Here is a 24,167-nt window from a genome sequence, read left to right as displayed (position 1 = left end):
ATCCAAGGACCGGTGCGAACCACACCGTTTCCCGCCACGCTGCGGCGGCAGTGGGGCCTCGACCTGAGCCCCGGCCAGCTCTACGCGATCCTGCGGCTGCGCCAGGACGTGTTCGTCGTCGAGCAGAACTGCGTCTACTGCGACGTCGACGGCCGGGACCTCGAGCAGGGCACACGGCACTTCTGGCTGGAGGCGGACTCCTCGCCCGAACCGCTCGCGTACCTGCGGCTGCTCGAGGAACCCGGCGGGACGTTCCGCGTCGGCCGCGTCGCCACCGCGCGCATGGCCCGCGGCCGCGGCTTCAGCCGCCGGCTCATGCAGGCCGCGCTCGCCGACGTGGGCAACGCGCCGTGCGTGCTGGACGCGCAGACCTACGTGTCGGCGTTCTACGCGTCCTTCGGTTTCGAGGCCGAGGGCGAGGAGTTCATCGAGGACGGGATTCCACACCTGCGGATGCGGCGCACTCCCTGATCACGCGCACCGCGCGCTCGACGTCGGCCTCGGTCAGGTCGGCGCGCGCGGTGAGCCGCAGCCTGCTGACCTGGTCGGGCACCGACGGCGGCCGGAAGCAGCCGACGACCACGCCGCTCGCGCGGCAGGCCTCCGCCCACCGCAGCGCCTGCTCCGGGCCCGGCGCCCGCACGCTGACGACGGCGGCCGTCGGCGTGCTGACCTGGAAACCGGCCTCCTTCAGGCGGTGGCTCAGGTCGTGCGCGACCGTCAGCGCGCGTTCGGCGCGGTCCGGTTCCTCGCGCAGGATCTTGATCGCCGCGAGGGCCGCCGCCGCGCTGCTGGGCGCGAGACCGGTGTCGAAGGTGAAGGTGCGGGCGGTGTCGACGAGGTGCTTGATCACGCGGCTCGGGCCGAGCACCGCGCCGCCCTGGGACCCGAGCGACTTGCTGAGCGTCAGCGTGGTGACGACGTCCGGCGCCTTGATCAGGCCCGCCTCGGCGACCGCGCCGCGTCCTCCCGGCCCGACGACGCCGAGCCCGTGCGCGTCGTCGACCACCAGGCCGGCGCCGGTCGCGCGGCAGGCCTCGTGCAGCTCGGTCAAGGGCGCGATGTCGCCGTCGACGCTGAACACCGAGTCCGTCACGACGATCGCGCGGCGCTTGCCGCGGGTCTCCAGGGCGTGCCGGACCTTGCGGACGTCGCAGTGGTCCGCCACGACGACGTCGGCCTTCGACAGCCGCGTCCCGTCGATCAGCGACGCGTGGATGTGCTGGTCGGCGACGATGGCCGTGCCGGGACCCGACAGCGCCGCGACCGCGCCGAGGTTCGCCAGGTAGCCGCTGCTGAACACCAGCGCCGACTGCGCGCCGCAGAAGTTCGCGAGCTCGAACTCCAGCTCGTTGTGCAGCTCCGTAGACCCGGTCACCAGGCGCGACCCCGTCGAGCCCGCACCCCACTTGAGCGTGGCGGCGGCCGCGGCACCGGCGACGCGCTTGTCCTTCGCGAGCCCGAGGTAGTCGTTGCTGGCGAGGTCGAGATCGGTCGAGTCCGCCTTGCGGGGCCGCACACGGCGGGTCAGGCCCGCCTTGGCGCGCGCTTCGGAACGGACGTCGATCCAGTCGAACGTCGCCTCACCGCCGGTGGACACTTCCTCGGTTGTGCTCACGGTCACCGCCTGAGTCTCCCATCCGCCCACTAGCGTGCGGCTCGTGGACCTGTTCACCTTCACGCGCGCCGAACTCACCTCGCCGGTGCAGTTCCTCGACGGCCGCTGGGTGGTGTCCGGCCACGACGACGTGCGCGCCGTGCTGGCGGACCCGGCCACGTTCCTGCCCGACAACGCGCTGACCGCCGTCACGCCGGTCGCGCCCGCCGCGTTGCGCGCCCTGGTGAGAGCCCGCTTCTCGCTGCCGCCGACGCTGGCGAACAACAGCTCGTCGTCGCACGCCCGGCTGCGGAAGCTGGTGGCGTCGTTCTTCACGCCGGCCCGCGTCGCCGCAGCGGAGCCTCGCATCCGCGCCCTGGTCCTGGAACGGCTGGGTGGCGCAGATCTCGTGCGCTCGCTCGCGTGGGACCTGCCCGCGATCGTGCTGATGGACCTGCTCGGGCTGGAGAACGTCGACATCCCGACGCTCAAGCGGTGGAGCTCGGGGTCGCTGGAGTTCTTCTGGGGCTCGCTGTCGCCGGAGCGGCAGCTGGAGCTGGTCGACGACGTCGGCGAGTTCCACCAGTGGCTGGTCAAGCGCTACCACGCGCGCGACGGCGAGCTGTTCCGCGCGCTGGCCGACGCGGGTGTGTCCGCTGAGGACTCCGCCGGTCTCTGCTACTTCCTGCTGATCGCCGGCCAGGAGACGACGACCCAGCTGCTGTCCACGGCGTTGCGCCGCGCGTTGCAGGACCGCGCGGTGTGGGCGCGACTGCCGTTGCCCGGTGTGGCCGAGGCGTTCGTGGAGGACGTGCTGCGGACCGAGACGCCCGTGGTGACGTGGCGCCGGTTGACCGCGCGTGAGGTCGTTCTGTCCGGTGTGCGCGTTCCGGCCGGTGCGGAGCTCGTGTTGTTGTTGAGCGGCAGGGAGACCGACCCGCGCCACCTCGCGTTCGGGTACGGGCGGCACTTCTGCCTCGGGGCGGGCCTGGCCCGGCTGGAGGCGGCCGTGACGTTGCGAACAGTGGCCTCTCGCGAGCCTTCGCTGGAACTCGCTGGTCCGGAGCCGGAATGGCTGCACCTGCTGTCGTTCCGGGCGCCGAAGTCGGTGGCCGTGAGTCGTTGACCTGATGTTGGATGCGGTGGTGATGAACCGCCAACTCTCGGGTGTCCACAAGAAGACCCTGTTGGAATCGCTCGGCCCGGTGCCGGACGTCGACCCCGACCGGTACGGCGACGGCGGCCCGGTGGGAGCCCTGGAAGCCCGCGTGGCCCAGCTGCTCGGCACCGAGGCGGCGCTGTTCGTGCCGACGGGCACGATGGCGCAGCAGATCGCGCTCAGGTGCTGGGCCGACCGCACCCACAACCCGATCGTCGCGATGCACCCGCAGGCCCACCCGCTGCACCACGAGGACGACGCGCTCACCGCGTTGTCCGGTCTGCGGCCGGTCAAGGTCCGCGACGCCGACGTCGGCACCTGCCCGGAGCCGTACGGGACGCTGCTGCTGGAGGTGCCCGACCGCGAGGCCGGCTTCGTCCTGCCGACCTGGGACGAGCTGACGTCGCTGGTGGACCTCGCGCGCGAACGGGACGCGGTCGTGCACCTCGACGGCGCCCGGCTGTGGGAGAGCACGCACGGCCTGGGCAAGCCGCTGCCGGAGGTCGCCGGCCTGTTCGACTCGGTCTACGTGTCGTTCTACAAGTCGCTGGAGGGCATCTCCGGTGCCGCACTCGCGGGTTCGCAGGACTTCGTCGACCAGGCGCGGGTCTGGCGGCACCGCTACGGCGGCACGCTGTTCCAGCAGTGGCCGGCCGCCCTGTCCGCCCTGCACGGTCTCGACACCGTGCTGCCGAAGCTCGGCTCGTACGTCGAGCACGCCAAGGTCGTGGCGGCCGCGATGGGGCTGCCCGAGCCGCACACCCACCAGTTCGCGCTGCACCTGCCCGGCGACCCCGCCCGGCTGACCGAGCTGAGCGGGAAGTTCCTCGGGTCGTTCTGGCCGGCCGGGACGCTCGCGAAGACGGAGATCACGATCGCCGGGCCCGCGCTGGAGTGGACGGCGGACGAGGTCACGGCGGCCTGGGAGCAGTTCCGGAGCCTGCTCTGAGGGCGATGTCGCTCACCTGGCTGTTGGTCGCACGGGTGCGAGGTGCGACGATGCCGGGGCTGTGAGGGGAGCGCGAGGAAGCCGGTGGGAATCCGGCGCCGTCCCGCGACTGTGACCGGTGCGGAAGAACCGGGAGTCAGGAACTCGTCCCCCTCTTATTCGACCGGCCACGGGCGTGGACACCCGAGGAAGGACCGCACGCGCATGTTCCCCTTTTCGGCTGTCGTCGGACACGACGACCTCCGGCTGGCCCTGCTGCTGAACGCCGTGCACCCCGGCATCGGCGGCGTTCTCGTCCGCGGTGAGAAGGGGACCGCGAAGTCGACGATCGTGCGCGCCCTCGCCGCGCTGCTGCCGGAGCTGGACGTCTCGGCGCACTGCCGGTTCGGCTGCGTCCCGGGGTCGGCCGACTGCCCCGACGCGCCGCACGAGGGCGCCGAGCGCCGTCCGGCGAAGCTCGTCGAGCTGCCGGTCGGCGCCACCGAGGACCGGCTCGTCGGCTCGCTCGACCTGGAGAAGGCGCTGACCGAGGGCGTGCGGGCGTTCCAGCCCGGCCTGCTGGCCGCGGCGCACCGGGGCGTGCTCTACGTCGACGAGGTCAACCTGCTGCACGACCACCTGGTCGACCTGCTGCTCGACGCCGCCGCGATGGGCCGCGCGCACGTCGAGCGCGAAGGCGTGTCGATCTCGCACCCGTCGCAGTTCCTGCTGGTCGGCACCATGAACCCGGAGGAGGGGGAGCTGCGGCCGCAGCTGCTCGACCGGTTCGGGCTCACGGTGTCGGTGAAGGCCGCGCGGGACGTGGCCGTGCGCACCGAGGTCATCCGGCGCCGGCTCGCCTACGAGGCCGACCCCGTCGCGTTCGCCGCGCGGTGGGAGGCCGAGGACGCGGCGCTGCGGCAGCGCATCGCCGAGGCCAAGGAGAAGCTGCCGGAGGTGTCCCTCCCGGACGGTGAGCTGCGCCGGATCGCCGCCGTCTGCGCCGCCTTCGAGGTCGACGGCATGCGCGCGGACCTCGTGGTCGCCCGTGCCGCCACCGCCCACGCGGCGTGGCGCGGTGCCGCGGAGGTCGAGGAGTCCGACGTCGAGGCCGCGGTCCGGCTCGCCCTGCCGCACCGGCGCCGCCGCGACCCGTTCGACGAGCCCGGCATCGAGGAGCAGCAGCTCGAGGACGCCATGCGCGAGGCCGCCGAGCACGCGGGGGACCCGGACGACGGTCCCGACGACGACGGCCCCGGCGGCGGTGAGCTGCCCGAACCGCAGGACGCTCCCCAGGACCGGCCGCAGCGCAACGGGAACGCGCCGAACGACCGCCCGGCACCGGAACCCGCGCCCGCGTTCAAGGCGCGGGTGCTGGAGGTGCCCGGGGTCGGCGAGGGCGCGCCCGGCAAGCGGTCCCGGGCCCGTGCCCGCACCGGCCGGGTCGTCCGTTCGTCCACGGTGGACGGCGGCGGGCTGCACCTCGTCGACACCCTCGCGACCGCCGCACCGCACCAGGCCGCGCGCGGCCGCAGCGGTCCCGGGCTGCTGCTGACCGGCGCCGACCTGCGCAAGGCGGTCCGGGAGGGCAAGGAGTCCAACCTCGTCCTGTTCGTCGTCGACGCCTCGGGCTCGATGGCGGCGCAGAAGCGGATGTCGGCCGTCAGCGGCGCCGTGGTCTCGTTGCTGCGCGACGCCTACCAGCGCCGCGACAAGGTCGGTGTCGTCACGTTCCGCGGCAGCCAGGCCGAGGTCGCGCTCCCGCCGACCACGTCCGTCGACGCCGCGGCCACGCGCTTGAGGAAGATGCGCACGGGCGGCCGCACCCCGCTGGCGGACGGCCTGCTCAAGGCCCACCGGGTGCTGGAGGTCGAACGGCTCCGCGACCCGCGCAAGCGCCCGCTGGTGGTGCTGCTGACCGACGGCCGCGCCACCTCGTCGGGACTGGGCGGCGATCCGTCGAAGGACGCGCTCAAGGCCGCCGGCCTGCTCGAGCAGACCGCCGTCGTGGTCGTGGACTGCGAGCAGGGCCACGTCCGGCTCGGCCTCGCCCAGAAGATCGCCGAGGCCCTGCGGGGCACCTGCGTCCGGCTCGACCAGCTCAGCGCCGACCACCTCGCCGGCGTCGTCCGGGCAGCGTGAGGAGAACCCGATGCCGCAAGGACAACCGGTCGAGGTCCCGAAGGACGGCCTGACCACCCGCCAGCGCCGCAACCGGCCGCTGCTGATGCTGCACACCGGCGAGATGAAGGGGAAGTCGACCTCGGCGTTCGGCCTCGCGCTGCGCGGCTGGAACCAGGGCTGGGACATCGGCGTGTTCCAGTTCGTGAAGTCCGCCAAGTGGAAGGTGGGCGAGGAGTCCGCGTTCAAGGCGCTCGGCCGGCTGCACGACGAGACCGGCGAGGGCGGCGCCGTCGAGTGGCACAAGATGGGCGAGGGCTGGTCCTGGACCCGCAAGCAGGGCACCGAGGACGACCACGCCTCGGCCGCCCGCGAGGGCTGGGCGGAGATCGCCCGGCGCATCCGGTCGGAGCGCCACGGCCTCTACGTGCTCGACGAGTTCACCTACCCGCTGCACTGGGGCTGGATCGACGTGGACGAGGTCGTCGACGTGCTGACGAACCGCCCCGGCCACCAGCACGTCGTCATCACGGGCCGGTACGCGCCGCAGCGGCTGGCCGACGCGGCCGACCTCGTGGTGGAGATGACGAAGGTCAAGCACCCGATGGACGCCGGGCAGAAGGGCCAGCGGGGGATCGAGTGGTGAACCGGCTGGTCGTCGCCGCCCCCGCCTCGGGCAGTGGCAAGACCACCGTCGCGACGGGACTGATGGCCGCGCTGCGCCGCGCCGGGTCGCGGGTCGCGCCGTTCAAGGTCGGCCCCGACTACATCGATCCCGGTTACCACTCGCTCGCCACGCGGCGCCCCGGCCGCAACCTCGACCCGGTCATGGTCGGCGAGCAGCGCATCCCCGGCCTCTTCGCGCACGGCGCCAAGGGGTGCGACATCGCGATCGTCGAGGGCGTGATGGGCCTGTTCGACGGGCGGGTCGACACCGCGGGCATCGGCTCGACCGCGCACGTCGCCAAGCTGATCAACGCACCCGTGCTGTTCGTGGTGGACGCACGCGGGCAGAGCCGGTCGCTCGCCGCGCTGCTGCACGGGTTCCGCGGCTACGACCCGACGGTCCGGCTCGGCGGCGTGATCCTCAACCAGGTCGGGTCGGAGCGGCACGAGCAGGTGCTGCGGTCCGCGTGCGACGAGGTGGGCCTCGACGTGCTCGGCGTGCTGCCGCGCGATCCGGAGTTCTCCCTGCCCTCGCGGCACCTGGGGCTCGTGACGGCGGCCGAGCACGGGCCGGAGGCCGTCGCCGCGGTCGACGCGATCGCCGCCGCCGTGGCCAAGCACGTCGACCTCGACGCGGTGCGCAGGCTCGCCCGTTCGGTGCCGTCGGCGGCCGTCGCCGCCTGGCAGCCCGAGGTGGAGCGCGTCGGCGGGGAACCTTTGGTCGCGGTGGCCGGGGGAGCGGCGTTCACGTTCGGCTACGCGGAACACGCCGAGGTGCTGGAGGCGGCCGGCGCGGCCGTGGCCGTCGTCGACCCGCTCAACGACGAGAGACTGCCCGAGGGCACCGCCGGCCTCGTGCTGCCGGGCGGATTCCCGGAGCAGCACGCGGAAGCGTTGTCGGGCAACGCCGCGTTGCGCGACTCCATCGCCCGGTTCGCTCGATCGGGTGCGCCGGTGCACGCGGAGTGCGGTGGGTTGCTGTACCTGGCGAAGTCGCTCGACGGCTACCCGATGTGCGGCGTGCTCGACGCCGAGGGGTACATGACGCCGAAGCTCACGCTGGGCTATCGCGACGCCGTCGCGTCGGCGGGATCGCCGCTGCACGCGCCCGGGAGCCGCGTGACCGGCCACGAGTTCCACCGCACCCAGCTGTCCGCACCGCACTCGACACCACCCGCGTGGCACTGGCGCGGAGTCGACTCGCGACCCGTCGCCGAGGGGTTCGTGACGGGGGGCGTGCACGCGTCGTACCTCCACACCCACCCGGCCGGCGACCCGGAGGCGGTGGCCCGTTTCGTGCGGGCCTGCCACCCGTTCGTGGCCGGATCGGCAGGCGGTACGGTCATCGTCTAAGCCTCCCCCTCCCCAACCCCCTGTGGAGCTGTCGTGACGACGACCGGTCGGGTCTCCTTCGTCGGCGCCGGTCCCGGTGCCGCCGACCTCATCACCCTCCGCGGCGCGCGCCGCATCGCGGAAGCCGACGTCGTCATCTGGGCTCCCAGCGCGATCGACGCCGAGTGCGTCCGCGAGCACGCCCGCGCCGGGGCCGACCTGGTCGACTTCTCCCGCGTGGCGCAGGAGGAGATCACCGACCTGTACCGCCGTGCCGCCGCGTCCCGCCAGACGGTCGTGCGCCTGCACGCGGGCGACGCCGCGACCGGCGGTGGCGTGCAGGAGCAGCACGACCTGTGCGTGCGCCTGGGCCTGGACGTCGAGGTCGTTCCGGGGGTGTCGGTCGTGGCCGCGGCCGCCGCGAAGATCGGCCGCGAGATCACCTCGGCCGAGGCGTCGTCGGCCGTGCTGATCTCGCCGGAGAGCAGCGAGCTGGTCCGCGAGTTCGCCGCGCTGCAGACCACGATGGCCGCCACTGTCTCGGGTGCGCGCGTAGAGCAGTTCGCGGAGAAGCTGCGGGAGGGCGGCTACGCGGACGAGACGCCGGTCGTGGTGGCGTACAAGGTGAGCCAGGCCGACGAGGTCGTCGTGCACACCACGGTGGGCGAGCTCGAGTCCGTCGTGAAGCAGCACAAGCTCTACCGCCCCGCGCTGTTCCTCGTGGGCGCCGCGGTGAAGGCGCCCACGCGCCGCGTCTCGACCTCCGCCACCACCTCGGTCGACGAACCGATCCGCGCCGCCCGTCCCACCCGCTGGTCGCGCCGGGCCGCCTCGCGCATCGCGACGCGCACGGACGAGCCGATCCCGGCGCCCACCCCCGCGCCCGCCGCCGCCGTCTCGGAGCCCAACCCGGCGTGGACGGCGGTCGAGGAAATACAGCAGTCCGTGCGCAGGCCCGCCGAGGAGCCCGCTCCCAAGCCGAAGCTCACCGTGGTCGCGGCCGAGATGCCGAAGCCGTCGACGGTCCACGCCTCGACGTCGGCCCAGAAGAAGAAGCCGGGGTCCCGCAAGCCCCACAAGCGCACCGCCGGCAACTGATGTCCGTCGAAGCCCTGCGGGAGGCGGCGGGCCGTCCGGTCGAGGTCGTCGACGCCGCGGACGGGCTGCGTCCCGCGCTGAACCTGTGCCGCGCGCGGTCCGCCGTGGTCGTGCGGCTGACCGAGGGCACCGGTCCCGCCGAGATCGGCGCGGGTGTGGCGGGCTGGCGCCGCACGCTGGTCGTGTCGGACGGCGGCGAGCTGACCACCGTGGACCCGCGGGACGCGGTGACCCGGCGCTGGAGCGCGCCCGACGCGGTGCTGTGCCTGGCGGACACCGAGTTCCTGCGCTCGAACGACGGCTGGGCGCTGCCGGAGGACGCGTTCGGCAGCCGCACGCACGTGCTCGGCGCCGAGGTCCGCGCGGTCGTGCTGGCCCGGCTCGCCCCGCGTCCCGGCGTGCTGGTGTGGGACGTGCTGGCCGGGTCCGGCGCGGTCGGCGTGGAGTGCGCCCGGCTGGGCGCCGCGGTGATCGCGGTCGAGCCCGATCCCGTGCAGTGCGTGCGGATCATCGCGAACGCCTCCGCGCACGGCGTCGACGTCCGCGTCGAGGAGTCCGAGCTGGACACCTCCGCGCTGCCCCGCCCTGACGCCGTGTTCGTCGGCCGCGGCGACCTGGCCGCGGTCAGGGCGAGCGCGGCGGTGTCGGCGAAGCGCGTGGTCGTCGTGACCGAGGGCGTGGACGAGATCGTGCCCGCGCGGGAGGCGCTGCGGGCCGCCGGGTACGAGGTGGAGGGCGTGCACTGGACGGCGTCGCGCCTGCTCGACTCCGGCTTCGCACCGGCCGTTCCGGTGACGGTGCTGTGGGGTACCAAGAAGTGAGTGCCGCGTGCCGCGCGGCCGTCGAGCCGCGGGGAGCGCGAGCATGATCGGTGTGTTCGCGGGACCTGCCCAGCGCGGCGACGCCGCCGACCTGGCCGGTCTCCTCGGTTCCGACGCCGTCGTGCCCGACGGTCCCGTGAAGCCCGCGGCGCTGAACCTGTGGCCCCGCCTCGGTGCCGCCGTGTTCTTCCTGGACGCCGGGTCCGCCGTCCGCCTGATCGCGCCCCTGTTGCGGGACAAGGACTCCGACCCGGCGGTGGTGTGCGTGGACCGGCACTTCGCCGTCGCGCTCGCGGGCGACGCGGACGACCTGACCCGGCACATCGCGGACGTGCTGAACCTCGCGCCCGTCGTCACCGGCGGCCCGCTGATCGACTCGGTGCTGGACGAGCTCGTCGAGCAGCTCGACGCCACCGCGGACGGCGACGTCGCGGCGTGCGTCGCGGCCATCGAGGCCGGCGAGAAGGTCGTGCTGCGCAACCCGTTGAACTTCCCGCTGCCCGCGCTGCCGCCGAACGTGGTGCCCGGTGGCGAGGACGCGACGTGGGTGATCGTGGTCGACGACAGGGCCGCGGCGACGAAGGACAACGTGCTGCGGATCGTGCCGCGCACGCTGATCGTCGGTGTGGGGTCCACGCGCGGTGCGTCGGCCACGACCGTGGGCGCGGCACTGTCGGAACTGGACTCCCAGGGCGGTCTCGACCTGCGCGCCATCAAGGCGTTCGCGACCGCCGACGCCAAGGCGGACGAGCCCGGCATCGTGGACGCGGTGGAGGACTGGGGTTTCTGGCACGGCGACACGGCGGAGCTGCTGACGTTCCCGACCGAGGAGCTGGCCGAGATCGGGGTGCCGAACCCGAGCTCGGTGGTGCGCAACTCGATGGGCACGGCGAGCGTCGCGGAGGCGGCGGCGCTGCGCGGCGCGCACCAGGTCGGCCACGGCGCGCCGGTCGAGCTGGCCGCCGAGAAGTTCAAGCGCGACAACGTGACCGTGGCCGCGGCACGGGTGCTGCCGCGCGGCCGGCTCGCGCTGGTCGGCCTCGGGCCGGGCCCCGCCGAGCAGCGGACGCCCCGCGCGGACGCGGAGATCCGGCGGGCGGCATTCGTGGTCGGCAGCCCGGCGGCGGTCGAGTCGGTCGCGTCGGTCCTGCGTCCCGGCACGGAGGTCCGCCACGAGGGCGCGCACGACTTGGCCGCGCGTGGGGCGGCGGTCGCGTTCGTCGCTTTCGGAACCGGGCCAACGCTGGACATTCCGGTCGAAGCCGACGTGGTTGTTGTTCCCGGAGTGCGGGAACACTGACGGTTTTCCTTCTTTCGTAGGGTTTCCGCGGAAGTCCTGCCGATTAGCGTCGCCATGCACACGGCCCACCCTGCCCGGGCCCGAAGCACTGGAGACCGACATGAGAGCCCGTCGTCTCGTCGCCGCCGCCTGCACCGCGGGCGTCGCCCTGTCCCTGCCGGCCGCCCCCGCCCAGGCTGCCGCGCCGAAGGAGGGCCTGCGCCTGCTGGCCGTCCGCGACTCCCTGACCGCCAGGCACACCTGGTACGAGCAGACCTACGACGGCAAGGTCGTCCTGGGCGCCCACTACGCCGAGCACGTCGACAAGGCGACCGGGGAGAAGACCGTCGACGACGGCCGGCTCGCCGTCGGGACGGTCGACGTGACGCCCGCCGTCACCGCCGAGGCCGCCGAGGCGAAGTCCGCCGGTGTGCCCGAGGCCGCGAACCTGCGGGTGCTGCCCGGCACCGGCCTCGTCTACGAGGTGATCTCCGACAACGGCAGGGGATCCGAGCGCACGCTGGTGCATGCGGGGTCCGGTGCGGTCGTGCGGTCCGAGAGCCTGGTCAAGCACGCGGACGGCACCGGCAGGGTGTTCAGCCCCAACCCTGTCGCCGCGCTGCAGAACCAGGGCCTCGCGGACGCGAACGACGCCGACTCGGCCGTACCCGCCTCCGCGTACCGGACGGTCGCGCTGTCCGATCTGGACGGTTCCGGCTACCTCAAGGGCAGGTACGCGACCGCCACGGGTGCCAAGGGCAAGCTCGCGTACAACAAGGGCAACAGGTTCGAGTACACCCGCGCCAACGACTACTTCGAGCAGGTCAACGCCTACTGGGGTGTGACGGAGGCGCAGAAGTACATCCAGGGGCTCGGGTTCACGAACGTCAACAACGAGCCGCAGAAGATCACCACGATCGGCCTGACCGACGACAACTCGTTCTACGACCCGTCGAAGGACCAGATCACCTTCGGCAGCGGCGGTGTGGACGACGCCGAGGACGTCGAGGTCGTCTGGCACGAGCTCGGTCACGCCATCCAGGACGCCCAGGTGCCGGGCTTCGGCTCCAGCACGGAGGCGGGCTCGATCGGCGAGGGCTTCGGAGACTGGTGGGCGCTGGTCCTGTCCTCGCGCGACGCCGAGGACACGGCGCTGACCCCGTTGGCGTGCATCATGGACTGGGACGCCACGGCGTACACGGCCGGGACGCCGCACTGCCTGCGCCGCACGGACACCGAGCTGAAGTACGCCGACCGCAACGGCGAGGTGCACCACGACGGTCAGATCTGGTCTCGCGCGCTCTTCGACGTCTACAAGGCGTTCGGCCGCGACAAGTCCGCGAAGATCGTGCTGGAGTCCCAGTTCTCGTACTCGCCGTCGACCACGATGGCCGCTGCCGCCAAGGCCGTGGTCGCCGCGGCCAGGAAGCTCCACGGCGACAAGGACGCCGCCACGGTCCAGGCCGCGTTCACCGCGCGCGGTATCGGCTGAGTCAACGGTCAAGCCGGACATCTCCGACTAATGGCGGTTACGCCGCCGAATCCCGCCCGGTGACGCTGTGTGGGCTAGTGCTCCACTCCCTGCACACACAGCGTCATCGGGAAGGACTGGCAACATGGCGAAAACCCTGCATCGCCTGATCGTGTCCGTCGTGGTGTCCGCGCTCGCGAGCATCTTCTTCACCGCCCCGGCCGCCCAGGCCGACGAGGTCTCGCCGATGATCGTCGGCGGCACGCGGGCGAGCACCTCGACCTACCCGTGGGTCGTCTACCTCGCCTCCTCGTCCGGTTCGCAGTTCTGCGGCGGCACGCTCGTGAAGACCAACAAGGTCGTCACCGCCGCGCACTGCGTCGCGGGCCGTTCGGCGTCCAGCACCCGCGTGGTGCACGGGCGTGACGACAAGCAGAGCACCGCGGGCACGGTCGCGTCCGTGACCCGGATCTGGGTGCACCCGAGTTACACCACCGCGACCGCCGGCTACGACGTCGCCGTGCTGACGCTCGACCGCAACATCAGCTCGGCGACCCTGCCGCTCGCCACCCCGTCGGACACCGCGCTCTACGCGGCCGGCAACTCCGCGCTCATCCTCGGCTGGGGCACCACGTCCTCCGGCGGGTCCGCCTCGCGGTACCTGCTGCAGGCGAACGTGCCGCTGACGTCGGACTCGACCTGCAAGACCGCGTACTCCCAGTACAGCAACAGCTCCATGGTCTGCGCGGGCTTCCCGCAGGGCGGCACGGACACCTGCCAGGGCGACTCCGGTGGCCCGCTCGTCTACGGCGGCAAGCTCATCGGTGACACCTCCTGGGGCCGCGGGTGCGCCGGCGCCGGCTACCCCGGCGTGTACGGCCGCATCGCGACCTACAACTCGGTCATCACCGCCCAGCTGTAAGACGGTTCGGTTGCAGGGTGCGTGCTCCGGCGCGCACCCTGCTCCTCATGTCTGACCTTGAAGCAATGCCGGAGGACTGGGCGAGCGCGCTGGTCGTCGTCGCTCACCCCGATGACATGGAGTACGGCGGTGCGGGCGCCATCGCGCGGTGGACCGCCCAGGGCAAGAAGATCGCGTACCTGCTCGCGTGCCGTGGCGAAGCCGGCATCGACTCGATGGATCCCGCGGAGTGCGGCCCGTTGCGCGTGAAGGAGCAGATCGCGTCGTGCGCGGTGGTCGGCGTGACCGACGTCGAGTTCCTGGACCACCCGGACGGCCTCATCGAGTACGGCGTCCCGCTGCGCCGCGACATCGCCGCCGCGATCCGCCGGCACCGGCCGGAGGTCGTGATCACCGGCAACTTCCGCGAGAACTGGCCCGGCGGTGGCGGCCTGAACATGGCGGACCACATCGCCGTGGGACGCGCGGCGGTCGACGCCGTGCGCGACGCGGGCAACCGGTGGCTGTTCCAGGACCTGGGACTGCCGAAATGGGACGGCGTCAAGTACGTGGCGGCGGCGTCCTCGCCGTTGTCGACGCACGCCGTGGACATCACCGACTCGTTCGCCGCTTCGGTGGAGTCGTTGCGCGCCCACAAGGCGTACCTGGATGCGTTGAGTGGCGACATGGCGGACCCGGAACCGTTCCTGAGGCGGATGGCCGAGGGCGTGGGGCAGCGGTTCGGGGGCGTCCTCGCGACCTCGTTCGAGCTGCTCGCGCTGTGACCATGTTCCCTTCGGCTGGACACGGCGTGTCGCGTGTGGATGCTTCTACGCATGCCCTTTGAACAGCACTACCTGGCCGGCCTCGACCTCCGGGGCCGGCGCGTCCTCGTGGTCGGGGGCGGCACGGTCGCGCAGCGCCGACTGCCCCGCCTGATCGCGTCCGGCGCCGTCGTCGATCTCGTGTCGCCCGTCGTCACCCCCGCCGTCCAGGGCATGGTCGACGCGGGGGAACTGAGGTGGCACGAGCGCCGGTTCGAGACCGGTGACGTCGAAGGCGCGTGGTACGTGGTGGCGTGCACGTCCGACATCGAGGTGAACGTGCAGATCGGCGAGGAGGCGCTCTCGCAGCGTGTGTTCTGCGTGCGCGCGGACATCGCCGTCGAGGGCACGGCGGTCACACCGGCCAGTGGCATGCACGACGGCATGATGATCGGGGTGCTCGCGGGCGGCGAGCACCGCCGTTCGGCCGCGGTGCGCGACGGGCTCCTGGCGGCGTTGCGCGACGGCCGCATCGCGGACCAGGCGGAACCGCCCGTGGGCGTGGCGCTCGTGGGTGGCGGCCCCGGCGACCCCGAGCTGATCACCGTGCAGGGCAAGCGCTTGCTCGCGCTGGCGGACGTGGTCGTGGCGGACCGCCTGGCCCCCCGCGAGCTGCTGGAGGAACTGCCCGCGCACGTCGAGGTCGTGGACGCGGCGAAGATCCCCTACGGCCGCGCGGCGACGCAGGACTTCATCAACCAGACGCTGGTCGACCGCGCCAAGGAGGGCAAGTTCGTCGTCCGGTTGAAGGGCGGCGACCCGTACGTCTTCGGCCGCGGCTTCGAGGAGCTGCTGGCGTGCGCGGAGGCCGGCATCCCGGTGACCGTGGTGCCTGGCGTGACGTCGGCGTTCGGTGTGCCCGCGTTGGCCGGTGTGCCCGTGACGCACCGAGGGGTCGCGCACGAGGTGGTCGTCGTCTCCGGCCACGTGGCACCGGACGACCCGCGTTCGCTCGTCGACTGGCCCGCGATCGCACGCCTGCGGGGCACGGTCGTGCTGATGATGGCCGTCGAACGCGCCGGAGCGTTCGCCACGGCGTTGATGGAGGGCCGTCCCGGCTCGACGCCCGTCGCCGTGGTCCAGGAGGGCAGCACGGCGGCGCAGCGCGTGCTTCGCTCCACTTTGGACACTTTGGGGGCCGACATGGCCGCGCACGCGATCCGCCCGCCCGCGATCATCGTGGTGGGCCCGGTCGCCGACCTGGAGCACTCGGCGGCCGCGGGCTGAGCAGCCTGTCGACCCGGTCGGCGCGCTGACCGGGTCGACACCCCCGGCGAGGAGGGGCTGCGCGCCGCCGACGCGGCTGAGCAGGTCCGGCGGCACGGACCCGCTGCCGCCGGCTCTCGCCGACCTCCGGCCCGACCCGCTGCCGCCGGCTCTCGCCGACCTCCGGCCCGAGCCGCGGGCTCCACGGCAGGTGCCAGTTCCGCCCCAGGCGGCACCTCAGGTGTTCAGCGAGTTCCCGCCGTTGCCCTACGCTCTCGAACCGTGCTGGTGCTGCTTCCCCCGTCGGAGACCAAGGCGATCGGCGGCCGGGGCGCGCCGCTCGACCTCGACGCGCTGTCGTTCCCCGAGTTGAACCCCGTGCGCGACAAGCTCGTGTCGGCGCTGGCCGACCTCGCCGCCGACGTCCCGGCGAGCCTCAAGGCGCTCGACATCTCCGAGCGCCAGGTCGACGAGGTGCATCGCAACGCGGCGTTGCGCACCTCGCAGACCTCGCCCGCGCTGCTGCGCTACACCGGCGTGCTCTACGACAACCTCGACTTCCCGTCGTTGAGGAAGGTCGAGAAGGAGCGCGCCTACCAGCGGCTCGCCGTCGCGTCGGCGCTGTTCGGGGTGCTGCGCGGCGGCGACCCCGTGCCCGCGTACCGGCTGTCCGGCGGCAGCGTGCTCCCGTCGCACGGCAGCCTGCGCGCCGTGTGGAAGCCGTCGCTCGAGCCCGTCCTGCGCGAGGCCGACGAGTTCGTCGTCGACCTGCGGTCCGGCGCGTACTCGAGCCTCGCGAGGGTCCCGCACGCCGTCGTCGTGCGGGTGGTGACCGCCGAGGGCAAGGTCGTCAGCCACTTCAACAAGGCGCACAAGGGCCTGCTGGCCCGCGCGATCACGACCACGAGCGTCGAGCCGGGCGATCTGAAAGGCCTGGTCAAGCTCGCGAAGAAGGCCGGTCTGACGATCATCCCGACCGGCGAGGGGACCGCGGACCTGATCACCGGTTAATTCGGTTGCGGCCGGTGGGGGTCGCAGGGCAGTCTTCTGCCTCGAAGCGTCGAGGCTGGATCGAGGAGGTGCGTGATGTCAGAGCCTGTCTTCGGACGTGGCACCGCACGCGCGACCCGTCCAGCCGCCCTTCGCGCCTGATCAGCACCGTTTGATCGCAGAGCGCCGCAGGGCGGTCACCCTTCACCACCTTGGGAGACCCCACCGTGCGCGAGCACGATCTCTACGAGCGCTACGAATCCTCTTACGACGACGCCGACACCATGCGGCGCAAGGGAAAGCGCACCAAGCGCACCGACGACGCGGAGCCCACCCGCCGCGGTCGCATGACCGAAGAAGAAAAGCTGCGGATCGCCCGGCTGCGCGAGGACCAGCTCAGCGCCGAGGACACCCCCGAGGACGGCGACCGCTGGTCCACGTGGGGCGACGCCGAGCAGGGGCCGAAGCCGCACCCGAGCTGGCTCGTCACGGAACTGGCCGCGGTGGACCGCGAGCTCGGCATCGTGAAGACCGGCAAGGAGGCCGACGTCTTCCTGCTCGAACGCGCGATGGGCGAGAAGGCGTGCCTGCTCGCCGCCAAGCGCTACCGCAGCAACGACCACCGGATGTTCCACCGCGACGCGGGCTACCTCGAGGGCCGGCGGATGAAGAAGTCCCGCGAGACGCGTGCCATCGCGAACCGCACCGCGTTCGGGCGCAACCTCATCGCGGAGCAGTGGGCGGTCGCGGAGTTCGCCGCGCTCACCCGGCTGTGGCAGCTCGGCGCCCCCGTGCCGTACCCCGTGCAGCGCAGCGGCACCGAGCTGCTGCTCGAGTTCATCGGGGACGACGAGGGCACCGCGGCGCCGAGGCTCGCGCAGGCCCGCCCGGACGAGGACGAGCTGCTCGACCTGTGGCGCCAGCTGGTCGCGACGCTGACGACGCTCGCCGACGCGGGACTCGCGCACGGCGACCTGTCCGCGTACAACCTGATGGTCCACGAAGGCCGGTTGGTCCTGATCGACCTGCCGCAGGTGGTCGACCTCGTCGCGAACCCGCGCGGCGCGGAGTTCCTCGACCGCGACGTCCGCAACATCAGCGGCTGGTTCGCCTCGCGCGGCCTGCCGCCGGAGATCGCGGACCCGTCCGCGCTGGTCACGACGTTGCTGGACGTGGCGGGGATGTCCTGACGCACGAGTGCGCCCGGCAGTGTCCAACAACACGGCCGGGCGCGCAACGCGTTCGCGGAGATCAGCTAGACTGAAGAAGCACCGATGAAGGCTTGACCGCCGTTGACCGGTGCGTCCACCCACTCATCACGGCGTGGCCACCACGCCGGGCCCGTCCTTGTGAACTGGCACCGCGACACGCGCGGGGCAGCCTTGAGACGTGCCATGTCTCGGAGGTTTGTTTTGCCACCCATGTCCGAAGGTCGTTCCGAGCGTTCCACCAGCCGCAGGTCACCGCGGCGCCGCTCGGGCCGCCAGGGCAACTCCTCGCGTCCGCAAGCGCGGGTCGAGGAACCGATCGTCGCCGAGCACTTCGAGAGCACGCTGCCGGAAGGCCCGCTGCCCTCGTTCGCCGAGCTCGGCCTTTCCGACGCGCTGATCCGTTCGCTGGCCGCCAACGAGATCACCGAGCCGTTCCCCATTCAGGCGGCCACCCTGCCCGACTCGATGTCGGGCAAGGACATCCTCGGCCGCGGCCAGACCGGCTCCGGCAAGACGCTGGCGTTCGGTCTCGCGATGCTGACCCGCCTCGCCGGCGGCCGTTCCGCGCCGCACAAGCCGCGCGGTCTCATCCTCGTCCCCACCCGTGAGCTCGCGATGCAGGTGGAGACGGCGCTCATGCCGCACGCCCGCGCGCTGGGCCTGTGGTGCCGGGTCGTCGTCGGCGGCACGTCGTTCCCGCGCCAGATCGACCACCTGCGCCGCGGCGTCGACCTGCTGATCGCCACGCCGGGCCGGCTGTCCGACCACGTCCGCCAGGGCACGTGCGACCTCGGCTCCGTCGAGATCACCGCGCTGGACGAGGCCGACCAGATGGCCGACATGGGCTTCATGCCCCAGGTCCGCGCGATCATGGACCTGACCCCGCAGGACGGGCAGCGCCTGCTGTTCTCCGCGACGCTCGACGGCGACGTCGACAAGCTGGTCCGCCAGTACCTGCACTCCCCGGTGACGCACTCGGTGGCCCCGCCCACCGCGAGCGTCACGACCATGGAGCACCACCTGCTGCTCGTGTCCCAGGAGGACAAGCAGAACGTGGTGACCGAGGTGGCCGCGCGCGAGGGCCGCACGATCATGTTCGTGCGCACCAAGCACCACGTCGACCGCCTGGCCAAGAAGCTGCGCTCGGTCGGCGTCCACGCCGGCGCGCTGCACGGCGGCAAGGCCCAGAGCGCCCGCACGCGGGTGCTCGGCGAGTTCCGCGAGGGCACCACGCCCGTCCTGATCGCCACGGACGTCGCCGCGCGCGGCATCCACGTCGACGACGTGTCGCTGGTCGTCCACGTCGACCCGCCGGCCGACCCGAAGGACTACCTGCACCGCGCGGGCCGCACGGCGCGCGCCGGTCAGTCCGGCACGGTCGTCACGCTGGTCACGCACGACCAGCGCCGCGCCGTGCAGGGCATGGCCGCCCGCGCCGGCATCCGCCCGGAGAGCACGAAGGTGCGCCCCGGTGACGAGGACCTGGTCCGCATCACCGGCGCCCGCATCCCGTCCGGCGAGCCCATCGTGGAACGCGAGAAGCCTGCCCGCCGCAGCGGTGGCTCCGGCCGCCGGTTCGGTGCTCCGGCCACGGGTGGCCGCGGTGAGTACCGCGGTGGCTCCGGCCGTCGCACCGAGGGCGGCGAGTTCCGCGGCGGTCCGCGCCGCGCGGAGCGCTCCGAGGGCGGTCGCACGTTCGGCCGCACCGAGCGGACGGGTCGCCCGCGCCGGGCGCCGCAGCACTGACGATCGTTCGCGTGAAGGCCGCCTTTCCCGATGGGGGAGGCGGCCTTCGCCGTGTGGTGGCTTCGCGGGTGCCTGCCCGTGAACCGGGTGCCGCGCCTGGCTCCGGCCCCTACGGCGCCTGGAGCGTCAGGTAGGCCAGGCCGAGCGTGCCGCGCCACCCGCGCAGGCGGTAGCCGCGGTGGGTGTCCGCCCGCGCCCTGACCTCGTCCGCGTGCGGGGAGTCCGGGTTGGCGCGCAGCCAGCGTTCCCAGGCGAGGCCGTGGCCGTTCTCGAACACGTCCCACTCGTCGAGGCTCGCCTGCTCCACGCCCAGCAGCCGGTAGCCGTGGGTGTGGGCGAGGTCCACCAGGTCGGCCAGCGACCCGTACTGGTTGCGGGGGATCGGCATCGCCGCCAGTTGCTCGCCGGTCGGTTCGCGTTCCCAGAAACCCCTCACCCAGCAACAGCTTCCCGCCCGGCCGCAACAGCTTCCCGCCCGGCCGCAGCAGCGACCGCACGGCCGTCAGCGCGTTCGCCGTGTGCTGCAACGGATCCCCGCCCCAGACCTGGCTGGCGCCGTTGACGACGGCCACGTCCACCGGCCTGTCCGGCTGGAACTGGGCCACGTCGCCCACCCGCAGGTCGACGCGCGAGCTCAGGCCACGCGCGTCGGCGTTGGCCAGGCCGTGCGCGATGGCGGCGGCGTCGAGGTCCACGCCCGTCCCGGTCGCGGTGGGCTCGGCCTCCAGCACCCGCAGCAGGAACTCCGCCCAGCCACAGCCCGCGTCGAACACGTGGGCGTCGTCCAGCGGGTGCAGCGAGCGGATCAGGCGGGCGGCCCGTTGGTCGGACAGGGGACCGTGGAACGTCAGGTCCTCGTGCAGCGGTGCGATCTCCGGAGTCGTCATCGCACGCAGGATGACGTTCCCCGCGAGGGCGGGGCAACGCGTTATTCGGTTGTCGGTCTCACCACCTCCCCGTAGCGTCGGTCGGCGTGGAACTCGTGTGGCGCACGCTCACGGCAGCGGACACCTCGGTGGTGGCCGCGCTCCACAACGCCGCCGACGCGTTCGACGACCTCGGCGACCCGCGGTCCGAAGAGGAGTTCGGCGAGGAGCTCGCCAAGCCCGGCCTGCACGACCGCTCGGTCGGAGTGGCCGCAGACGGCGTCCTGGCGGCCTACGGACTGTTCGAACCGCGCGACAACCCCGTTGGCACACAACGAATCCGGCTCGCCGGCACCGTGCACCCCGAGTTCCGGCGCAGGGGCATCGGCCGCCGGCTGCTGCGGCGTCTCACCGAGATGGCGCGCGATCTCCACGTCGCCCGCCACCCCACGATGCCGCTGGCGGTGTGCACCATGGTCGACCACCGCGCCACCGGCCACCGCGAGCTGGCCGAGCAGCTGGGGTTCCGCGCGGACCGCCACTTCCACGACCTGGAGGTGGCACTGGGCGAGTCACTCGCCCAGGTCCCGGTCCCGGCGGGCTACGAGGTCGTCCCGGCTACGCCGTCCCGCGACGAGGAGCTGCGGCTGGTCTGCAACGAGGCGTTCCGCGGCCACTGGGGCTCCGTCGACCTCAGCCCGCGGGAGTGGGCCGAGTCGTTCACCGACAGCCCGCGGTTCGTCCGCGACACCTCCTTCCTGGCGCTGCACGAGGGCGCCGTGGTCGGGTTCGTGCTGTCCCGGCACTACCCGGTCGTCGAGGAGACGACCGGCGTGCGCGAGCTGTGGATCGGCGACGTCGGCACGCTCGCGCCGCACCGCGGACGCGGCGTGGCCGCGGCCCTGCTCGGCCGGACCCTGGTCCAGGCGAGGGCGCAGGGCTACCAGCGCGCCGGGCTGTCCGTGGACTCGATCAACCCGACCGGGGCGCTCGGGGTCTACGACCGCGCCGGGTTCGGGGTGGTGCGGACGTGGACCGACTACGGGCTGCCGGTGGACCTGGCGGGCTGAGGGCTGGTGGGTTGGGGCTGACGGGTTGAGAGCTGGTGGGCTGAGACCTGGCGGGCTGAGCGCTGGTGGGCTGGGGCTCCCTGGGCTGGGCTGACCGGGCTGGGACCTGAGGTCCTGGGGCTTGAGCGGGCTGGGCCTGAGCGACTTCTGACTGAGCGGCTTGGGACCTCCTGGCTTGGGACCGACCGGCTTGGGCCCGAGCGGGCTGGGGCCGAGCAGGCTGGCCCGACCGGGTTGGGCCTGGCTGGCTTGAGGCCGGTCGGACTGGGACCCGAGCGGCCTAGGGCCTAACGGGCTGGGACAGACCGTCTTGAGCCCGACAGGCCTGGGGCCCGACAGGCCTGGGGCCCGACAGGCGTGGGACCCGACCGGCCTGGAACCGACCGGGTTGGGCCTGACCAGCGTGGGACCCGACCAGCGTGGGACCCGTGTGGCTGGGGCCTGACCGGGTTGGGCCTGACCAGCGTGGGGCCAAGCTGGCGAGACGCTGGTCAGGCTGGACCCGACCGGGCCGACTGGACCTAGGCCGACCGGCCACCTGGACCCAGGCCGACCGGATCCAGGCCGACCGAGCCCGAGGGGCGCGCTCCCCGGCCCACCACGCCCCGCCTAGAGTTCCTCGCCCGCCTGCCCGACGCAGAACTCGTTGCCATCCGGATCGGCCAGCACGGACCAGACCAGGCCGGGCACGCTGTGCACCGCCACCTCGGTCGCGCCCAGCCCGACCAGCCGCGCGACCTCCGCCTTGCGGTCGGGCACGTGCGAGTCGAAGTGGACGCGGTTCTTGCCCGGGGTCGCGTCCGGTACCTGCTGGATGCCGACGGCCGGGCCGCCCTCGGTGTTCGGGGCGAGGACGATGAACTCGCCCCAGTCGTCCTGGATCTGAGTGCCCAGGGCGGCCGTCCAGAACTGCGCGAGCTTGCGGGCGTCGCCGGTGTCGATCGTGATCATGGCAATGGTCAGCGGCATGGAGGGGACGCTACTCAGGGGGTCTGACAGTTTTCGGAAGTGCAGTTCAGAGGTGGTGGCAGCCGCCGCCGCGCAGTCGCCGACGGGGCAACCAGTAGGCTGCTCCGACAGCCCGTGAACGAGGAGTACCCACCGTGATCACCAGGATGTCGTCGCTGTTCCTGCGCACTCTTCGCGAGGACCCGGCCGACGCCGAAGTGCCCAGCCACAAGCTGCTGGTGCGCGCCGGCTACGTCCGCCGCGTCGCGCCGGGCGGATACTCCTGGCTGCCGCTGGGACTGCGGGTGCTGCGCAACATCGAGACCGTCGTCCGCGAGGAGATGGACGCGTTCGGCGCGCAGGAGATCCAGTTCCCCGCCCTGCTGCCCAAGGAGCCCTACGAGGCGACCAACCGGTGGGAGGAGTACGGGCCCAACATCTTCCGGCTCAAGGACCGCAAGGGTGCCGACTACCTGCTCGGCCCCACGCACGAGGAGCTGTTCACGCTCACCGTCAAGGGCGAGTACAGCTCCTACAAGGACTACCCGGTCACGCTCTACCAGATCCAGACCAAGTACCGCGACGAGGCGCGTCCCCGCGCGGGCATTCTGCGCGGGCGCGAGTTCCTGATGAAGGACTCGTACTCGTTCGACCTCACCGACGAGGGCCTGAGCCAGTCCTACCAGGACCACCGCGACGCCTACATCCGCATCTTCGACCGCCTCGGCCTCGACTACGTCGTCGTGTCGGCCACGTCCGGTGCGATGGGCGGGTCGGCGTCCGAGGAGTTCCTGGCCGTCGCCGAGACGGGTGAGGACACCTTCGTGCGCAGCACGGAGTCCGGCTACGCGGCGAACGTCGAGGCCGTCACCACGCCCGTGCCCGCCGAGCAGTCGATCGAGGACAAGCCCGCCGCGCAGGTGCACCACACGCCGGGCACGCCCACAATCGAGTCGCTGGTGGACTTCCTCAACGCGAACACCGACCGCGAGTTCACCGCGGCCGACACCCTGAAGAACGTCCTGGTGAAGCTCCGCCAGCCCGGCAAGGAGTGGGAGCTGCTGGCCGTGGCGGTGCCCGGCGACCGCGAGGTCGACTTCAAGCGCCTCGAGGCCGCGCTGGAGCCCGCCGAGGTCGCGATGCTCGACGAGGCCGACTTCGCCAAGAACACGTTCCTGGTCAAGGGCTACATCGGTCCGGGCGCGATCCAGGGCAACGGCGTCCGCTTCCTCGCCGACCCCCGCGTCGTCAAGGGCACCGCGTGGGTCACCGGCGCGGACAAGGCCGACCACCACGTCGTGGACCTGGTGGTGGGCCGCGACTTCACGCCCGACGGCGTCATCGACGTCGCCGAGGTCCGCGAGGGCGACGCGTCGCCGGACGGCAAGGGCGTGCTGGTCGCCGCGCGCGGCATCGAGATCGGCCACATCTTCCAGCTGGGCCGCAAGTACGCGGACGCGTTCTCGCTCGACGCGCTCGGCCCCGACTCGAAGCCCGTCCGCATCACGATGGGCTCGTACGGCGTGGGCGTCTCGCGCCTCGTCGCGGCGATCGCCGAGCAGTCGCACGACGACCGCGGCCTGATCTGGCCCCGCAACGTGGCGCCCGCGGACGTGCACGTCGTCGTCGCCGGCAAGGACGAGGCGCTCCTGCAGGCCGGTGAGGACTTCGCGAAGCAGCTCAGCGGCAAGGGCCTGAAGGTCCTGCTGGACGACCGCAAGGCGAGCCCCGGCGTGAAGTTCGCGGACGCCGAGCTCGTCGGCATCCCGACGATCCTGGTGGTCGGCCGCGGCCTGAAGGACGGCGTCGTCGAGGTGAAGGACCGCAAGTCCGGCGAGCGCACCGACGTGCCGGTGGCCGAGGTCGTCGAGCACCTGGTGAGCGTCGTCCGGGGCTGACAAGCACAACGGAAACGCCGGGCAGGCCGTGGGCC

At 72.6% G+C, this 24,167-nt stretch carries 21 protein-coding genes, 1 pseudogene and 1 riboswitch; of the genes and pseudogenes, 18 read left to right on the top strand and 4 right to left on the bottom strand.

Annotated features, from left to right (window positions below):
- Window positions 1-12 precede the first annotated feature (12 nt).
- A complete protein-coding gene (locus ACFWGZ_RS15025) occupies window positions 13-471 on the top strand; it encodes a GNAT family N-acetyltransferase (protein ID WP_382452070.1) in 459 nt (152 codons plus the stop codon).
- On the opposite strand, the gene ACFWGZ_RS15020 is transcribed toward ACFWGZ_RS15025, so the two are convergent.
- Entirely contained in the window at window positions 425-1,624 is a 1,200-nt protein-coding gene (locus tag ACFWGZ_RS15020) for an 8-amino-7-oxononanoate synthase (RefSeq protein ID WP_382452069.1), read from the bottom strand. The genes ACFWGZ_RS15025 and ACFWGZ_RS15020 overlap by 47 nt on opposite strands.
- A 37-nt stretch (window positions 1,625-1,661) precedes the next feature.
- On the opposite strand from ACFWGZ_RS15020, the gene ACFWGZ_RS15015 reads away from it, so the two are divergent.
- From ACFWGZ_RS15015 to ACFWGZ_RS14945, 15 genes are all read left to right on the top strand, one after another.
- On the top strand, window positions 1,662-2,723 hold the full coding sequence (locus tag ACFWGZ_RS15015; protein WP_382452068.1) for a hypothetical protein: 1,062 nt from the start codon (window positions 1,662-1,664) through the stop codon (window positions 2,721-2,723).
- A gap of 61 nt (window positions 2,724-2,784) precedes the next feature.
- Complete coding sequence (locus ACFWGZ_RS15010; RefSeq protein WP_382452067.1) at window positions 2,785-3,705, top strand: threonine aldolase family protein; 921 nt, start codon at window positions 2,785-2,787, stop codon at window positions 3,703-3,705.
- Between the two features lie 31 nt (window positions 3,706-3,736).
- A riboswitch (cobalamin riboswitch) is annotated at window positions 3,737-3,872 on the top strand.
- Window positions 3,873-3,909: 37 nt separating this feature from the next.
- The gene (locus ACFWGZ_RS15005; protein ID WP_382452066.1) at window positions 3,910-5,826 is read left to right on the top strand and encodes a putative cobaltochelatase; all 1,917 of its coding nucleotides are present in this window, start codon (window positions 3,910-3,912) and stop codon (window positions 5,824-5,826) included.
- A gap of 10 nt (window positions 5,827-5,836) precedes the next feature.
- Window positions 5,837-6,451, top strand: coding sequence for a cob(I)yrinic acid a,c-diamide adenosyltransferase (gene cobO / locus ACFWGZ_RS15000; RefSeq protein ID WP_382452065.1), 615 nt, complete (start codon window positions 5,837-5,839; stop codon window positions 6,449-6,451).
- Window positions 6,448-7,824, top strand: a complete 1,377-nt coding sequence (locus ACFWGZ_RS14995) for a cobyrinate a,c-diamide synthase (protein WP_382452064.1) — start codon at window positions 6,448-6,450, stop codon at window positions 7,822-7,824. The genes cobO and ACFWGZ_RS14995 overlap by 4 nt, the downstream gene beginning before the upstream one ends.
- Before the next feature lie 33 nt (window positions 7,825-7,857).
- Window positions 7,858-8,901: a cobalt-precorrin-4/precorrin-4 C(11)-methyltransferase gene (locus tag ACFWGZ_RS14990; RefSeq protein ID WP_382452063.1), complete on the top strand. Its 1,044-nt coding sequence runs from the start codon at window positions 7,858-7,860 to the stop codon at window positions 8,899-8,901.
- Entirely contained in the window at window positions 8,901-9,722 is an 822-nt protein-coding gene (locus ACFWGZ_RS14985) for a hypothetical protein (protein WP_382452062.1), read from the top strand. Before ACFWGZ_RS14990 ends, ACFWGZ_RS14985 begins: the two co-directional genes overlap by 1 nt.
- Window positions 9,723-9,765: 43 nt before the next feature.
- Complete coding sequence (locus tag ACFWGZ_RS14980) at window positions 9,766-11,022, top strand: cobalamin biosynthesis protein (RefSeq protein WP_382452061.1); 1,257 nt, start codon at window positions 9,766-9,768, stop codon at window positions 11,020-11,022.
- Window positions 11,023-11,122: 100 nt separating this feature from the next.
- Window positions 11,123-12,493, top strand: coding sequence for a M36 family metallopeptidase (locus ACFWGZ_RS14975; protein ID WP_382452060.1), 1,371 nt, complete (start codon window positions 11,123-11,125; stop codon window positions 12,491-12,493).
- A gap of 124 nt (window positions 12,494-12,617) precedes the next feature.
- The gene (locus tag ACFWGZ_RS14970) at window positions 12,618-13,394 is read left to right on the top strand and encodes a S1 family peptidase (RefSeq protein WP_382452059.1); all 777 of its coding nucleotides are present in this window, start codon (window positions 12,618-12,620) and stop codon (window positions 13,392-13,394) included.
- Between the two features lie 47 nt (window positions 13,395-13,441).
- Window positions 13,442-14,158 carry a PIG-L deacetylase family protein gene (locus ACFWGZ_RS14965; protein ID WP_382452058.1) on the top strand — a complete coding sequence of 239 codons (717 nt, stop codon included), beginning with the start codon at window positions 13,442-13,444 and terminating at the stop codon, window positions 14,156-14,158.
- Between the two features lie 51 nt (window positions 14,159-14,209).
- Window positions 14,210-15,424, top strand: a complete 1,215-nt coding sequence (cobA, locus tag ACFWGZ_RS14960) for a uroporphyrinogen-III C-methyltransferase (RefSeq protein WP_382452057.1) — start codon at window positions 14,210-14,212, stop codon at window positions 15,422-15,424.
- A 261-nt stretch (window positions 15,425-15,685) separates the two neighbouring features.
- Entirely contained in the window at window positions 15,686-16,414 is a 729-nt protein-coding gene (gene yaaA, locus ACFWGZ_RS14955; protein WP_382452056.1) for a peroxide stress protein YaaA, read from the top strand.
- 206 nt (window positions 16,415-16,620) lie between these two features.
- Window positions 16,621-17,583: a serine protein kinase RIO gene (locus ACFWGZ_RS14950; protein WP_382452055.1), complete on the top strand. Its 963-nt coding sequence runs from the start codon at window positions 16,621-16,623 to the stop codon at window positions 17,581-17,583.
- A 222-nt stretch (window positions 17,584-17,805) separates the two neighbouring features.
- Entirely contained in the window at window positions 17,806-19,350 is a 1,545-nt protein-coding gene (locus tag ACFWGZ_RS14945) for a DEAD/DEAH box helicase (protein ID WP_382452054.1), read from the top strand.
- 109 nt (window positions 19,351-19,459) lie between these two features.
- Here the strand turns inward: ACFWGZ_RS14945 and ACFWGZ_RS14940 are convergent, their stop codons facing one another.
- Window positions 19,460-19,786, bottom strand: coding sequence for a hypothetical protein (locus tag ACFWGZ_RS14940; protein WP_382452053.1), 327 nt, complete (start codon window positions 19,784-19,786; stop codon window positions 19,460-19,462).
- Window positions 19,787-19,802: 16 nt separating this feature from the next.
- Window positions 19,803-20,237: pseudogene (locus ACFWGZ_RS14935) on the bottom strand (SAM-dependent methyltransferase); the annotation flags it as partial.
- Between the two features lie 86 nt (window positions 20,238-20,323).
- Here ACFWGZ_RS14935 and ACFWGZ_RS14930 point away from each other — a divergent pair.
- Window positions 20,324-21,286 carry a GNAT family N-acetyltransferase gene (locus tag ACFWGZ_RS14930; protein ID WP_382452052.1) on the top strand — a complete coding sequence of 321 codons (963 nt, stop codon included), beginning with the start codon at window positions 20,324-20,326 and terminating at the stop codon, window positions 21,284-21,286.
- 609 nt (window positions 21,287-21,895) lie between these two features.
- On the opposite strand, the gene ACFWGZ_RS14925 is transcribed toward ACFWGZ_RS14930, so the two are convergent.
- Entirely contained in the window at window positions 21,896-22,255 is a 360-nt protein-coding gene (locus ACFWGZ_RS14925) for a VOC family protein (RefSeq protein WP_382452051.1), read from the bottom strand.
- Window positions 22,256-22,389: 134 nt separating this feature from the next.
- Here ACFWGZ_RS14925 and ACFWGZ_RS14920 point away from each other — a divergent pair, with 134 nt between their 5' ends.
- Window positions 22,390-24,132, top strand: coding sequence for a proline--tRNA ligase (locus ACFWGZ_RS14920; protein WP_382452050.1), 1,743 nt, complete (start codon window positions 22,390-22,392; stop codon window positions 24,130-24,132).
- The last annotated feature ends 35 nt before the right edge of the window (window positions 24,133-24,167 follow it).

The sequence above is a fragment of the Lentzea sp. NPDC060358 genome (assembly GCF_042725365.1).
In the GTDB taxonomy this organism is placed as follows: domain Bacteria; phylum Actinomycetota; class Actinomycetes; order Mycobacteriales; family Pseudonocardiaceae; genus Lentzea.
The sequence above is the reverse complement of the archived record's forward strand: the minus strand, read 5'-3'. Positions and strand labels throughout refer to the sequence as shown.

Bases quoted from the DNA above. Each gene is read 5' to 3' on its own strand.
- ACFWGZ_RS15005 (WP_382452066.1), top strand. From the start codon at position 3,910: ATGTTCCCCTTTTCGGCTGTCGTCGGACACGACGACCTCCGGCTGGCC.
- cobO (WP_382452065.1), top strand. From the start codon at position 5,837: ATGCCGCAAGGACAACCGGTCGAGGTCCCGAAGGACGGCCTGACCACC.
- ACFWGZ_RS14985 (WP_382452062.1), top strand. From the start codon at position 8,901: ATGTCCGTCGAAGCCCTGCGGGAGGCGGCGGGCCGTCCGGTCGAGGTC.
- ACFWGZ_RS14980 (WP_382452061.1), top strand. From the start codon at position 9,766: ATGATCGGTGTGTTCGCGGGACCTGCCCAGCGCGGCGACGCCGCCGAC.
- ACFWGZ_RS14975 (WP_382452060.1), top strand. From the start codon at position 11,123: ATGAGAGCCCGTCGTCTCGTCGCCGCCGCCTGCACCGCGGGCGTCGCC.
- ACFWGZ_RS14970 (WP_382452059.1), top strand. From the start codon at position 12,618: ATGGCGAAAACCCTGCATCGCCTGATCGTGTCCGTCGTGGTGTCCGCG.
- ACFWGZ_RS14965 (WP_382452058.1), top strand. From the start codon at position 13,442: ATGTCTGACCTTGAAGCAATGCCGGAGGACTGGGCGAGCGCGCTGGTC.
- cobA (WP_382452057.1), top strand. From the start codon at position 14,210: ATGCCCTTTGAACAGCACTACCTGGCCGGCCTCGACCTCCGGGGCCGG.
- ACFWGZ_RS14925 (WP_382452051.1), bottom strand. From the start codon at position 22,255: ATGCCGCTGACCATTGCCATGATCACGATCGACACCGGCGACGCCCGC.